This window comes from Streptomyces zhaozhouensis (assembly GCF_900230195.1).
In the GTDB taxonomy this organism is placed as follows: Bacteria; Actinomycetota; Actinomycetes; order Streptomycetales; family Streptomycetaceae; genus Streptomyces; species Streptomyces zhaozhouensis.
Map to the genome: position 1 here is coordinate 320,421 of NZ_OCNE01000001.1, position 12,819 is coordinate 333,239.

Below are 12,819 nucleotides of genomic sequence, written 5' to 3' on the forward strand. Positions count from 1 at the left end.
GCGGGGCGGGGCGCGGTCACTCCCTCTCGGGGTCGGCCGCGTCCCCGCCCTTGGCGGCCTCGGCCAACCGCCGCTTGGCGACGGTCGCGTAGACGTCGACGTACTCCTGCCCGGAGAGCCGCATGATCGCGTACATCACCTCGTCGGTGAGCGAGCGCAGGATGAAGCGGTCGCCCTCCATCCCCTGGTAGCGGCTGAAGTCCAGGGGCGCGCCGATCCGGATCCCCGGGCGCATCAGCTTCGGCACGACCTTCCCCGGCGGCTGGATCTTCTCGGTGTCGATCATCGCCACCGGAAGCACCGGCGCCCCCGTGGCCAGCGCGACCCTGGCGAGCCCGCCGGACTTGCCCCGGTAGAGCCGGCCGTCGGGGGAACGGGTCCCCTCGGGGTAGATCCCGAACAGCTCCCCGCGTTCCAGCACGGCTATCGCGCTGGCGATCGCCGCCTCACCCGCGCCGCGCCCGCCGGTGCGGTCCACCGGCAGCTGGCCGACGCCCCGGAAGAACGCCGCCGTCAACCGGCCCTTGACCCCGGGAGAGTTGAAGTACTCGGCCTTGGCGATGAAGGTGACCCTGCGGTCCAGCATGGCGGGCAGGAAGAAGGAGTCGGAGAACGACAGGTGGTTGCTGGCGAGGATCGCGGGGCCCTCGGCGGGGACGTGTTCCTTCCCCTCGACCCAGGGGCGGAAGGTCGCCTTCAACCCCGCCCCGACGCTCACCTTCATCGCTCCGTACAACAAGACGACCTCCCGTGTTCACCGATGCGGACCCTACCGGGCTTTCCGGTGCGTGGCGCGTCATCGGGCGCCCCACGTAGGCTTGCAGGCGCCGTCGCACCCCCACGGGTACCCACACCCGCAGCGAAGGGAGCCGTCGCCGATGCGCCTTCTGCCCGGTGCCGAGCCGTTCCATCACACGTCGCAGGACGAGGGCCCCGTCGGGGTGCTGCTCTGCCACGGCTTCACGGGAAGTCCGCAGTCGCTGCGGCCCCTGGCCGAGGCGCTGGCCGCCCGGGGGCACACCGTGTCGCTGCCGCTGCTGCCCGGGCACGGCACCCGCTGGCAGGACATGGCCGTCACGGGCTGGCAGGACTGGTACGCCGCCGTCCACCGCGAGCTGCTGCTGCTCGCCGAGCGCTGCGCGCGCGTGGTGGTCTGCGGGCTGTCGATGGGCGGGGCGCTCGCGCTGCGGCTCGCGGCGCGGCAGCCGGGGAATGTCAGCGCGCTGGCGTTGGTTAACCCGGCGCTCACCTTTCCCGCCGCCAAGGGGGCGGCGCTGCGGGTGGTGCGCCATGTGGTGCCCAGCACGCCGGGGTTGGTGGGCGACATCGCGAAGCCGGGGGTGCGCGAGGTGGGATACGACCGGGTGCCCTCGCGGGCGGCGCACTCGCTGCGGGAGCTGTTCTCCCTGGTGCGCCAGGACCTGCCGCAGGTGACCCAGCCGCTGCTGGTGATGCACAGCGCGGTGGACCACGTGGTGCCGCCCTCGGACTCGGCCCTGCTGCTGGCCAGGGTCTCCTCCCTGGACGTGCGGGAGGTGGTGCTGACGGAGAGCTTCCACGTGGCCACCCTGGACCACGACGCGGAGCGTATCTTGCAGGAGACGGACGCCTTCATCACTCGCCTCGTGACCTCGCCTCGTGACAAGGAAGACATCCCGTGACGGAACGTGACCAGGAGCGCGGCGACGGCCGCGACCCGATCGACGAGGAAGCCGCCTGGGCGGAGATCGTCGCCGGCTACGGTGAGGAGCCGGCGGACCCGCCAGGCCACTGGCCGAGCGTGGAGGACGTCGAGCCGGTCAACCGCGTCGCGGCGGCCGACGGGCCGACCCGGGAGCGGCTGGGCGACGACGGTCCGCGCGACTGGGTCGCCGAGGAGGAGGACGAGGGCCACTTCGAGCCGCCCGAGCCGCCGCCGCTGCCGGAGACCGACCTGACCACCAAGCTGGCCTGGCTCGCGGTGCTGGGCGGCCCGCTGCTGCTGGTCTTCACCGTGCTGCTCCAGCAGCGGATGACCTGGTGGGTGGTGACGCTGGGCGTCGGCGGCTTCCTGGGGGGCTTCGCCACCCTGGTGAGCCGGATGCGGGACGACGACGACGATTGGCAGGACCCGGGCAACGGCGCGGTGGTCTGAGCCCGTGCCCCGGGCGGGCGGCACGGGCCGGGCGCCGGTCAGAGGCTGAGGACCGCCAGCACGGGCAGATGGTCGGAGGCCGCCGCCAGGTCGTCCGGGTCGGGCGCCGTCGGCACCCCGCAGGAGAGCGCGGTGACGCCGTCCGAGCAGAACACCCCGTCGATCCGCCGCCGGGGCGCGGTGGCCGGGAAGGTGAACTCCCCGCCCACCGGCGCCCGTTCCCGCGCGTCGGTGAGGGCGCCCGCCAGCCGCCGGAACGTCGCGCCGGTCGGGCGTTCGTTGAGGTCGCCCGCCACCACGGCCGGGGTGTCGAACGCCGCGACGCGCTCCAGCAGCGCCTCCCCCTGCGCGCGCCGCTCGGCGTCCCGCAGGGAGAGATGACAGCTGACCACCGAGAGCCGGGCCTCGCGCCCGAAGCGCAGCCCGGCCACCGCGAGGCCGCGCCGGTGCTCGCCGTGCACCAGGGGGAACGTCGTCTCCTCGGTGTGCTCCACCGTGGCCCGCAGCCCGGAGAGGATCATCGTGCCGCAGCTGGGCGCGCCGCCGGTGACCGTCACCAGGCCGGTGCGCCGGGCGAGTTCGGCGGCGCGCTTGCGCCAGCGGAAGAAGCGCGGGGCCTCCTGGAGGCAGACCACGTCCGGCGCGCAGGCCCGGATCACCCGGACCAGCGCGTGCGGATCGTCCCGCAGGGACCTGACGTTGTAGCTGAGAAGCCTGACCTTGACCGACACCGCGCGCCCCGGACCGCTCAGCCCTGCCGCGCCAGGTCGGCGGCGCCCACCAGCCCGGCGCGGCCGCCGAGTTGGGCGGCGAGCACCTGGGCGTGCGGGCGGTGGCGACCGCCCACCAGCCAGCGGCGGAAGGACTTGCGGATCGGTTCGAGGACCAGGTCGCCCTCGTCGGAGACGCCGCCGCCGACGATGAACGCCGAGGGGTCGAAGAGCGAGGCCAGGTCGGCGAGGCCGGCGCCGGCCCAACGGGCCAGCTCCCGGAAGGAGTCGACGGCCACCGGGTCGCCGGCCCTGGCCGCGTCGCTGACGTGCCGGCCGTCGATGCCCTCGGGGGTGCCGTCGCCGAGGCCGAGCAGCAGCCCCGCGTTCTCCGGGGTGGCGGAGGCCCGCTGGCGGGCGTAGCGGACCAGGGCGCGGCCGGAGGCGTACTGCTCCCAGCACCCCTGGCTGCCGCAGCCGCAGAGCAGGCCGTCCGGCACCACCCGCAGATGGCCGAACTCGCCGGCGACGCCGAAGCGCCCCCGGTGCAGCCGGCCGCCGATGATGATGCCGCCGCCGAGGCCGGTGCCGAGCGTGATGCAGACGACGTCGTCGTGGCCGGCGCCGGCGCCGAAGCGGTACTCGCCCCAGGCCGCGGCGTTGGCGTCGTTCTCCACGACCACGGAGAGGCCGACGCGCTGCTCGATCTTGTCCTTGAGGGTCTCGTGGCGCCAGCGGATGTTGGGGGCGAAGAGCACGGTGGCGCGCTTGTCGTCGACATAGCCCGCGGCGCCGATGCCCACGGCGTCCGCCGAGGAGCCCTCGCCGACGGAACGGACAGCGTCCGCGATGGCCTCGATCACGCCCTCGGGGGTGGGCGGGGTCGGCACCTGACACGTGTCGAGGATCGCGCCGCCCTCGTCGACCACACCGGCCGCGATCTTCGTACCGCCGATGTCGACGCCGATCGTCAGTCCCATTTGTCCCTCAAGTGATGTCAGTGAAACCGCCTCCGACCCACGTTACCGGAGGCCGCCCTGGCTGGGCTCCCTGATGTCAGTCGAGGTCGATACGGTGACGGCCGCCGGAGCCGGACGAATCGTCCCCCTCGCCCCGATTGCCCGGCCGCTCCGGGGAGTCGTCGGCGCCCGTCGCCGCGCCGCCGCCCCCGGGCTCGGCGCGCTCCGGCCGCTCGGCGTCCGCGGGACGGTCCTCCCGGGTCCAACGGGCCTCCTGCCCGAGGACGGCGGACTTGTAGGCGGCGAGCAACTCCTGCCCGGCGGACGCGAGATGACCTATCGCGTCGGCGTTGCGCTCGATCACCGGGTCGATCGCCGCCCTGGCCTGGTGCGCCAACGGCTTGGCGAGCGGCCCCAGTTGCGGCAGTCGAGAGCCCAGCTCGCCCAGCGTGCCGGTCAGGGCGTCGGCCAGCCGGCGCAGCTCGTCGGCGGGGTCGGTCGGCTCCGGACCGTGGAGGGCGCGGCGGCGCTCCCGCTCGGCGGCCAGGTCCTCGGCGCAGGCGGCGGCCCAGGGGTCGGCCCCCTCGGCCGACTCGTCCCGGTCGGCCGGCCGCTCGACGGGGGGCTCGGCTGCGTCGCCCATCGCGACCTCCTGGTGCTGGGCGCCCGGACGGGCGCGGGGTGAGCGTCCCTTTCGACGTTACCCGAAGGCCGCGCCCCGGCCACCACCGTCGACCGGCCGTCCCCCTCAGCCGGCGCTCTCCTCAGCCGGCGGTCCCTCTCAGCCGGCGCTCTCCCCGCCGCGTTCGAACACCCCGTCGCGTTCGGCCTCGCCGCGTCCGCCCCCGGCCCGTTGCGCCTCGCCGCGTTCGGCCCCCTCGCTTCCGGCCGGCGTCGTCGGTGCCGTCGGCCCCGCGGAGGCGGCCGCGGTGCGGCCCTCGGAGCCGCCCTCGGCGTCCCGGGGCCAGCGCTCGGGGTCGGGCGTGAAGCGCACCGCCAACTCGCCGTGCGCGAAGGCGGCGCCGTCCACCACGCAGCGGCGCGGCGCGGACGGCAGGGGCAGCACGCGGCGGAACGGCCCGGTGGTGACGACCAGTTCGTCCCCGCGCCGCACCAGGTCCAGGTCGTGCTTGACGGCTCCCGGCAGCGGCAGCCGCCAGACCAGCCGGCCGTCCTCGGCCAGGCGGTCCTCCAGCACCGGCTCCGGCCGGGGTATCGCGCGATCCGCCGGCGCCGGCAGCAGCCCGGCCAGGGTGGCGGCGTCCGGATCGGGCCCCATGTGCGGCACCCGGCGGGGCGCCTCGGAACGGCCGACGCTCTGGGCGAACCCGGATATCAGCGCGTCCTGCCGCGCCGCGAGCGCCCGCACCAGGCGGTCGGGGGAACGGCCCTGCACCAGCCGGTTGGCCAGCACCTCCTCCACCCCGATCCCGTGCAGCGCGAGGCCGGCGTGCGCGGTGCCCAGCAGCGCGACGGAACGCGCGGTCGGCTCGAAGACCAGCCGGACCGCCAGCCCGGGATCGGCCAGCAGCCCCTCGGCCTCGGAGAGCGAGGCGTCCCAGTCGACGGCGGCGCCCAGCAGCGCCTCGGCCGGCAGCGGGACGTTCGCCAACTGGGCCAGCAGCGGCCGCAGCGCGCGGGCCGCCCTGCGCTCCTGCGGCAGCAGCCGGCGCAGATAGCGCCGCAACTGGCCGGGGAGCGCCAGCAGTCGGACGGCGTCGACGGCCGGCGGCAGGTCGACCACGACCCGCGCCCACCGCTCGTCGGCTTGCGCGGCGCGCAGCGCGGCGAGCGTCGCCCACTGCTCGGCGCCGGGCAGCTCGGTCAGCTCGTCCTCCTCCAACGTGGCCGAGCCCAGGGCGGCCAGCGCCGTGCGCGCCTGCCGCTGCGCGGCCAGCACGGCGGCGCGGAACGGCGGACCCGACACGATCCGCCCCGCCCACAGCCCGGGGGCGACCTCCACGGGCCGCGCGCCGGCGAGGGCGTCGGCCGGGACGCCCAGCAGCGCGCCCAGCCGGTCGGCCGGCTCGCGGCTCAGGAGTAACGTCAGCCGCCCGGAGCGGGCGGAGGCCAGCGCCGTCGCCGCGGCCACCGTGCTGACCCCGTCTCCACCGGGGCCGGTGACCAGCAGCGTGCGCGGGGCGCCGCTCACCCGTCGGAGGGCTGGTCGGCGCCGCTCTCCACCCGGCTCTTCAGGCCGGCCAGGGCGCGGTCGATGATGACCTTCTCCGCCTTGCGCTTGATGCTGCCGAGCATCGGGATCTTGACGTCCACGGTCAGCTGGTAGGTGACCTCGGTGCGCTCCCCGCCGGCGACCGGCGCCAGCCGGTAGGAGCCGTCCAGCGCGCGCAGCATCCGGGACCTCACCAGCGACCAGCTGACCTCGTTGGCGTCGGGCCACTGGTACGCCAGGGTGTGCTCGTCCTTGATCGCGCCCGCGTCCAGCAGCAGCCGCACCTGCTCGGCCCTGCCGCTCCCGTCCCTGGCCAGCACCTCGGCCTCCTTGACCTCCCCCGTCCACTCCGGGTAGCGGTCGAAGTCCGTGATCACCGCCATCACGTCCGCAGGGGCGGCCTCGATGGTGATGCTGGACCTGGTGTGTTCGGCCATCGGCCTGGCTCCTCGCACTTATCTCCCGGTGCCGTCCGGGGAAGGCTACCGCGCCCCACCGACAGCCCACGGCCCGGCGGACGATCCCCCGTTCCCCTCCCCCGTACTACCGGGGAGTAGGCTGCGACGGGGGCGGGGCGAACAGCCACAGAAGGACACCAAGGTGGCGCTTCGGCGCGGGAACGGACGGGGCGGGCCGGCGCCCGGGGCGCCGAAGAGGGCGAAGAGGAGTGACGGTGCGCGAGTTCAGCCTGCCGGCGCGGTACACCGTGCCCACCGACGGCGGTCTGCCGGATCTGCTGGTGGCCAACGCGGCCCGCCATCCCCGCACGGCGGTGATCTCCCGCCGGGAGCCGGACGGTTGGCGGGACCTGACAGCGACGGAGTTCCTCGCCGAGGTGCGCGCCGTGGCCAAGGGCCTGCTGCGCTCCGGCGTGCGCCCCGGCGACCGGGTGGGGCTGCTCGCCGCCACGCGCTACGAGTGGACCCTGGTGGACTTCGCCGTCTGGACCGTCGGCGCGGTGACCGTGCCGGTCTACGAGAGCAGTTCGCCCGAGCAGATCGCCTGGAACCTGGGCGACTCGGGGGCCGTCGCCGTGATCGTCGAGACGCCCGAGCAGTTGGCCGCCGTGGAGTCCCTGCGCGACCGGCTGCCGGAGCTGACCCGGCGCTGGTGCCTGGAGCCGGTGTCGGGCCCCGGCGCGGTGGAGCTGCTGACGGCGACCGGCGCCTCCGTCAGCGACGAGCGGCTCGCCGCCGCCACCGCGACCGTCACCCCCGACTCCCCCGCCACCCTCGTCTACACCTCGGGCACCACGGGCCGCCCCCGGGGCTGCGTCCTCAGTCACCGCGCGTTCCTCACCACCTGCGGCAACGTGGTCGCGGCGCTCGGGCCGCTGTTCCGCACCGGGGAGTCCTCGGTGCTGCTCTTCCTGCCGCTGGCCCATGTCTTCGCCAGGATGGTGCAGGTCGCGGCGCTGCTCGGGCCGATCAGGCTGGGGCTGGCGCCCGGCGTCGCCCAACTCACCGACGACCTGGCGTCGTTCCGCCCCACCATCGTGCTGGGCGTGCCCCGCGTCTTCGAGAAGGTCTACAACTCGGCCCGCGCCAAGGCCGTCCAGGGCGGCAGGGGCGCGCTCTTCGACCGGGCCGCGGAGACGGCCGTCGCGCACAGCCGCGCCCGGGACACCCCCGGCGGGCCGGGCATCGGCCTGCGGCTGCGGCACCGCGTCTTCGACCGGCTGGTCTACCGCAGGCTGCGGGCGGTCCTCGGCGGCCGGGCCACCCACGCGATCTCGGGCGGCGCCCCGCTGGGCGAACGGCTCGGCCACTTCTACCGGGGCATCGGCTTCACGGTGCTGGAGGGGTACGGGCTGACGGAGTCGTGCGCGCCGACCTCGTTCAACCCCTGGGACGCGCCCCGGATCGGCAGCGTGGGTCGCCCGCTGCCCGGCACGGCGATCCGGATCGCCGAGGACGGCGAGATCCTGCTGCGCGGCGAGCACCTCTTCTCCGGTTACTGGAACGACCCCGAGGCCACGGACGAGGTGCTGCGGGACGGCTGGTTCCACACCGGCGACCTGGGGAGGCTGGACGCGGACGGCTATCTGACGGTGACCGGCCGCGCCAAGGAGATCCTGGTGACCGCGGGCGGCAAGAACGTGGCGCCGGCCGTGCTGGAGGACCGGATCAGGGCGCATCCGCTGGTCGCCGAGTGCATGGTGGTCGGCGAGGGGCGCCCGTTCGTCGGGGCGCTGCTGACCGTGGACGACGACTTCCTGCCCCGCTGGGCCGAGGAGGCCGGGCTCGGCGGGCTGCCGCGCGCGGCGCTCCTCGACCACCCCGCCCTGGCCACGGCCCTGGACGAGGCGGTGCGGCACGCCAACGAGGTGGTCTCCCGCGCGGAGTCGGTCCGCGCCTTCCGGGTGCTGCCCGGCCACTTCACGGAGGAGTCGGGGCATCTGACCCCGTCCCTGAAGCTGCGGCGGCACGTGGTGGCGAAGGACTTCGCGCGGGAGATCGACGCGCTCTACGGCTCCTGACCCGGCGCGGCGCCCGTCAGGGCCGCTCGGGCCCGTACGCCCCGTACGCGGGTGCGCCGGTGGCGGCGTAGACCTGGGCGGTGACCCCGCTCGGCGTGGTCTCGGAGCGCTCCAGCCGGAACCCGGCCGGCGTCCCCTCCGCGGGGAAGAGCCGCCGGCCCGCGCCGACGACCACCGGTGCGATCATCAGCCGCAGCTCGTCGACCAGCCCGGCGGCCAGCAGCGAGGCGCCGAGTGTGGGACTGCCGTGGATCTGTACCTCGCGCCCGGGACGCCGCCGCAGCTCGGCGACCTGCCCGACGACGTCCCCCGACAGGATGCTGGTCGGCGCCCACTCGGCGACGGTCAGGGTGCGCGAGGCGACGTACTTCGGCAGGCCGTTGAGCTTGGTCGCGACGGGGTCGGCGGGATCGTCCATCGCCGGCCAGTCCCGGGCGAAGTTCTGGTAGGTGCGGCGCCCGAACAGGAACGCGTCCACCTCGTCGAGCCAGCCCGTGACGATCCGGACGAACGCGTCGTCCAGGTGCGGAACCAGCCAGCCGCCCCTCGTGAACCCGCCGCTGGTGTCCTCGTCCGGGGCGCCCGGCCCCTGGGCGACGCCGTCCAACGACAGGAACTCCTGCAGCACCACCTTCACGGTGCGCTCCTTCCCTCTTCCCGGGGCGCCGACCGCCCCGGGAAAAGGGAAGACCACGCGCGGGGCCGGAACTCATCGCCGGCCGCCGCGCGGGCGCCCCGCCTCAGCTCAGCAGCTCCCGCAGCCGCTGCGAGAGCATGTCCCAGCCCCACTTCTCCTCGACCCACTCGCGCCCCCTGGCGCCCATCCGGCGGCGCAGTTCGGGGTCGCGCAGCAGCTCCACGACGCGGTCGGCGGTCTCCTGCGGGGCCGCCGCCCCGCCGCCGCGCACCACCCAGCCGGTCTCGCCGTCGAGGACGGCGTCCGGGGCGCCGCCCGAGTCGCCGGCGATCACCGGCAGGCCGGTGGCGGACGCCTCCAGGTAGACCATCCCGAGGCCCTCCACGTCCAGGCCCCGGTGGCGGGTGCGGCAGGGCATCGCGAAGACGTCGCCGATGCCGAAGTGCGCCGGGAGTTGTGCCCATGACACCTCGCCGAGAAAGCGCACCGAGTCCTGCACGCCGACGCGCTGCACCAGGCGTTCGAGGTCCGCGCGGTAGGAGCCGCCGCCGACGATCGCCAGCACCGTGTCGGGCTCGGCGGCGAGGATCCTGGGCATCGCCCGGATCAACGTGTCCTGCCCCTTGCGCGCCACCAGGCGGGAGACGCAGACCACCACGGGGCGGTCGGCCAGGCCCAGGCTGGCGCGCAGCCGCCGGCCGCCGGAGTCGGGGTGGAAGAGCTTGTGGTCGACGCCGGGCGTCAGCTGCGTCATCCGGGCGGCGGCCTCGGGGGTGAGGGCGTCCGCGATCCGGCTCCTGGTGTACTCGCCGAGGTAGGTGATCACATCGGTGTTCTCACCGATGCGACGCACCACCTGACGCGTGACCGGCATTCCCGCCCATCCCGCCTCGTGCCCGTGGCTGGTGGCCACCAGCCGCTCGGCGCCGGCGGCGCGCAGCGTCGGGGCCATCAGCCCCAGCGGCGCGGCGGCGCCGAACCACACGGCCGTGCACTCGTGCTCCCGCAGCAGCTCGGCGGCCTTGCGGGTGGTGGCTCTGGTGGGCAGCAGGGACGCCGTCCTGTCCCGGTAGACCGGGTAGGGCTGCTCGGCGTCGAACTCGGTGGTGGCCTCGACGGCTTCGGTGTCCCGGCGCCAGCTGGAGGCGTAAACCACCACCTGGCCCGGGTCCATCCGCAGCGCCATGCTGTGCAGGAACGCCTGGATACCGCCCGGGCGGGGCGGGAAGTCGTTGGTCACGATCAACGTCTTTCGCATCACCCGAACACTACCGACCTCTGGTCAGGGTCGTACCACCGAGGAGACCGGCATCATCCCGACTGACTCGTAGCGCACGAAAGCTCCGCTATAGGGCGCGTGCACCACTTGCCCGCCTCCGGCGTAGAGGCCGACGTGGCTGGCGTCGGAGCGGTAGACCACGATGTCGCCCGGCTGGGCCTGGTCGAGCGGCACCCGGCGGCCGGCTCCCGCCTGCGCCTGCGAGGTGCGCGGCAACGACACCCCGGCCTTGGCGTAGGCCCACTGCACGAGACCGGAGCAGTCGAACGCGTCCGGCCCGGTCCGCCCCCACCCGTACGGGGCGCCCAGCACGCTCAGGGCCGCGTCCAGGGCGACGCCGCCCCGGCCCGAGGAGGCGACGGCCGGGGGGCGCTCCACGGCGACGGGCGCGGGGGCCGGGTCGGTGACCGTCCGCGCGCGTGCGGCGTCCCGGCCGGCCCTGGCCTCCCGCTGGCGTTCGCGCTCGGTGAGTTCCTCCAGGCGGTCCTCGGCCTCGTCGAGGCGCCGCTCGGCGGCCTCCTTGCGGCGTGACAACTCGGCCCGTTCCTCGACCAGTTCGTCCAGGCGCGCGTCGGCCTCGTCGCGGCGCTGGGTCAGCTCGCGCTGGGCGGCGAGGAGTTCCCTGAGCTCGGCGCCGCGGCGGTCGCTCATTCGCTCGTACGTCGCGGACCTGGCGAGGTAGGCGTCGGGGCTCTCGGAGAGCAGCAGGGCGAGGGTCGGGGAGATGCCCCCGGCGCGGTAGTGCGCGGCGGCGGCGGAGCCGACGGCGCGGAGCTTCTCGTCGACGGCGCGCTCGCCGCGCTCGACCTGCGCGCGCCGGCGCTCGACCTCGGCCTCCAACTCGGCGACGCGTTCGACGGAGCCGTTGTAGGCGTCCACGGCCCGGTCGACCTCCGCGAAGAGGCGGTCCACCTGCCGGGTGGCGTCGGCGGTGTCGTCGCGGTCCGAGGGTGCGGCGGAGACGGGGACGGCGGCGATGACCGCCACGGCGGTGGCCGCCGCGGACCAGGTGGTCAGCCGCAACGCGAGGCGGGTACGCCGGGAGGGGAAGAGTCTGTCAACGGTCACTGCGAGCCGCGCTCCTTCGGTGGGGACCCGAGCGCAGCAGAATGTAGCCGTGCCCGGAGCGCGGGCACGGCAAGGCAACACCGCGCGGCCCGGCCGTGGATGCTCGGTGCGCAGGTCACGCGGGGCGCGGCGGTCGGCCGCCGGCCCAGCGAATCACCTGGTTGGTGGAGTTGGCCCGGCGCCCGTTCAGCGGGCGGGCGCCGGCGCGGAGTTCGCGGTGGCGGAGGACGGCGTCAGGCGACCCTGGTGCCGAACTGGAAGGGCATGATGCTCAGGCTGGCGTACTCGACGACGCCGCCGGTGCTGGGCGCGTGCACCATCTGCCCGTTGCCGACGTAGATGCCGACGTGGGTCAGCCCGGGGTAGAAGAACACCAGGTCGCCGGGGGCCAGTTCGCTCTGCGAGACCCGGGTGCCGGCGTTGGCCTGGTCCTGGGAGACACGCGGCAGCGAGACGCCGGCCTGATTGTAGGCCCAGCCGGTGAGCCCGGAGCAGTCGAAGGAGCTGGGGCCGGTGGCACCCCAGACGTAGGGCGATCCGAGCTTGGAGATGGCGGCGTTGAGGGCCGCGGAGGCTCTGCCGGAGGCGGTGCCGTCGGAGAAGTCGCGGCTCTCGCTGCGGCTGGCCCGCTCGGACTCCTCCGCCTCGGCCGCCTCGGCGGCGGCGATCTCCTGGCGCTCCTCCTCGGTGAGCTGGTTGAGCAGGGCCTGGGCCTCGCTCAACTTGCCCTGGATGGAGTCCTTCTTCTCGCCGAGAGTGGTGCGGACCTCCTCCAGTTCGGCGAGCCGCTCGCCGGCCTCCTCGCGCTGCTGGTCCAGGGTGCGCTGCTGGTCCTGGATCAGCCGGAGCGCCTCGGCCTGCTTCGCGGACATCTGGTCCAGCGCGGACGCCTGGTCCAGGAACTCGTCGGGGTCAGAAGAGAGGAAAAGCTGCATGGACGGGTCGAGCCCGCCGTTGCGGTACTGCGCGGTGGCCATCGAACCCATGCCGTTGCGCAGTTCGTTGAGTCTCTCCTGGCCGCGCGCGGTGGAGTCCTGGAGCTCGGAGATCTCCTCCTGGAGCTGCTCCTCGCGCTCCTGGGCCCCGTTGAACTCCTCGGTGATCTCCTCCGCCTCGTGGTGGAGGTCGTCGACCTCCTCGCGGACGTCGTCGACGCTCTGACCGGGGTCGGCCGAGGCGGAGGTCGCGGTGACGCCGACGGTCGCGGCGGCGGAGGCAGCGGCGCCGAGGAGGGTCATTCGAGCGCGGCTTGGCTGCTTGGGACGACGGTGGGACGCCACTGGGGCGAGCTCCTTCTTCCTCAGCCGCCTGCCGGGTCGGGGGACTGGGTCCCGGCTCCGCGCAAACTGCCGCGGACTAGGCGGTCCCTCGCGGCCACCC

General features: G+C 74.8%; 13 protein-coding genes. 3 read left to right on the plus strand and 10 right to left on the minus strand.

The annotated features are described in order from the left end of the window. Nucleotides 1-16 precede the first annotated feature (16 nt). Nucleotides 17-739, minus strand: coding sequence for a lysophospholipid acyltransferase family protein (locus CRP51_RS01495; protein ID WP_097229065.1), 723 nt, complete (start codon nucleotides 737-739; stop codon nucleotides 17-19). A gap of 139 nt (nucleotides 740-878) precedes the next feature. On the opposite strand from CRP51_RS01495, the gene CRP51_RS01500 reads away from it, so the two are divergent. Both CRP51_RS01500 and CRP51_RS01505 read left to right on the plus strand, forming a co-directional pair. After that, nucleotides 879-1,661 carry an alpha/beta hydrolase gene (locus tag CRP51_RS01500; RefSeq protein ID WP_097229066.1) on the plus strand — a complete coding sequence of 261 codons (783 nt, stop codon included), beginning with the start codon at nucleotides 879-881 and terminating at the stop codon, nucleotides 1,659-1,661. Continuing rightward, nucleotides 1,658-2,134: a hypothetical protein gene (locus CRP51_RS01505; RefSeq protein WP_097229067.1), complete on the plus strand. Its 477-nt coding sequence runs from the start codon at nucleotides 1,658-1,660 to the stop codon at nucleotides 2,132-2,134. Before CRP51_RS01500 ends, CRP51_RS01505 begins: the two co-directional genes overlap by 4 nt. Before the next feature lie 38 nt (nucleotides 2,135-2,172). On the opposite strand, the gene CRP51_RS01510 is transcribed toward CRP51_RS01505, so the two are convergent. From CRP51_RS01510 to CRP51_RS01530, 5 genes are all read right to left on the minus strand, one after another. Beyond that, nucleotides 2,173-2,865, minus strand: coding sequence for an endonuclease/exonuclease/phosphatase family protein (locus CRP51_RS01510; protein WP_245880298.1), 693 nt, complete (start codon nucleotides 2,863-2,865; stop codon nucleotides 2,173-2,175). Nucleotides 2,866-2,882: 17 nt separating this feature from the next. Then, nucleotides 2,883-3,824, minus strand: coding sequence for an ROK family glucokinase (locus tag CRP51_RS01515; RefSeq protein ID WP_097229068.1), 942 nt, complete (start codon nucleotides 3,822-3,824; stop codon nucleotides 2,883-2,885). Nucleotides 3,825-3,900: 76 nt separating this feature from the next. Further along, nucleotides 3,901-4,446 (minus strand): DUF5304 family protein, encoded by a 546-nt coding sequence (locus CRP51_RS01520; protein ID WP_170970392.1) that lies wholly within the window; start codon nucleotides 4,444-4,446, stop codon nucleotides 3,901-3,903. A 138-nt stretch (nucleotides 4,447-4,584) separates the two neighbouring features. Beyond that, nucleotides 4,585-5,955: an ArsA family ATPase gene (locus CRP51_RS01525; RefSeq protein WP_097229069.1), complete on the minus strand. Its 1,371-nt coding sequence runs from the start codon at nucleotides 5,953-5,955 to the stop codon at nucleotides 4,585-4,587. After that, nucleotides 5,952-6,413, minus strand: coding sequence for an SRPBCC family protein (locus CRP51_RS01530; RefSeq protein WP_097229070.1), 462 nt, complete (start codon nucleotides 6,411-6,413; stop codon nucleotides 5,952-5,954). Before CRP51_RS01530 ends, CRP51_RS01525 begins: the two co-directional genes overlap by 4 nt. Nucleotides 6,414-6,649: 236 nt before the next feature. Here CRP51_RS01530 and CRP51_RS01535 point away from each other — a divergent pair, with 236 nt between their 5' ends. Continuing rightward, nucleotides 6,650-8,455, plus strand: a complete 1,806-nt coding sequence (locus CRP51_RS01535; RefSeq protein ID WP_097229071.1) for an AMP-dependent synthetase/ligase — start codon at nucleotides 6,650-6,652, stop codon at nucleotides 8,453-8,455. 16 nt (nucleotides 8,456-8,471) lie between these two features. Here the strand turns inward: CRP51_RS01535 and CRP51_RS01540 are convergent, their stop codons facing one another. From CRP51_RS01540 to CRP51_RS01555, 4 genes are all read right to left on the minus strand, one after another. After that, nucleotides 8,472-9,092 (minus strand): dihydrofolate reductase family protein, encoded by a 621-nt coding sequence (locus CRP51_RS01540; protein ID WP_097229072.1) that lies wholly within the window; start codon nucleotides 9,090-9,092, stop codon nucleotides 8,472-8,474. Nucleotides 9,093-9,195: 103 nt separating this feature from the next. Then, nucleotides 9,196-10,350: a glycosyltransferase family 4 protein gene (locus CRP51_RS01545; RefSeq protein ID WP_097229073.1), complete on the minus strand. Its 1,155-nt coding sequence runs from the start codon at nucleotides 10,348-10,350 to the stop codon at nucleotides 9,196-9,198. 24 nt (nucleotides 10,351-10,374) lie between these two features. Next, nucleotides 10,375-11,439 (minus strand): C40 family peptidase, encoded by a 1,065-nt coding sequence (locus tag CRP51_RS01550; RefSeq protein WP_097229074.1) that lies wholly within the window; start codon nucleotides 11,437-11,439, stop codon nucleotides 10,375-10,377. 233 nt (nucleotides 11,440-11,672) lie between these two features. Next, entirely contained in the window at nucleotides 11,673-12,719 is a 1,047-nt protein-coding gene (locus CRP51_RS01555; protein ID WP_097229075.1) for a C40 family peptidase, read from the minus strand. Between the last annotated feature and the right edge of the window lie 100 nt (nucleotides 12,720-12,819).

What these genes read in the sequence shown, in the direction of transcription:
- CRP51_RS01515 (WP_097229068.1), bottom strand. Translation starts at nt 3,824, where the DNA reads ATGGGACTGACGATCGGCGTCGACATCGGCGGTACGAAGATCGCGGCC.
- CRP51_RS01530 (WP_097229070.1), bottom strand. Translation starts at nt 6,413, where the DNA reads ATGGCCGAACACACCAGGTCCAGCATCACCATCGAGGCCGCCCCTGCG.
- CRP51_RS01545 (WP_097229073.1), bottom strand. Translation starts at nt 10,350, where the DNA reads ATGCGAAAGACGTTGATCGTGACCAACGACTTCCCGCCCCGCCCGGGC.
- CRP51_RS01500 (WP_097229066.1), top strand. Translation starts at nt 879, where the DNA reads ATGCGCCTTCTGCCCGGTGCCGAGCCGTTCCATCACACGTCGCAGGAC.
- CRP51_RS01520 (WP_170970392.1), bottom strand. Translation starts at nt 4,446, where the DNA reads ATGGGCGACGCAGCCGAGCCCCCCGTCGAGCGGCCGGCCGACCGGGAC.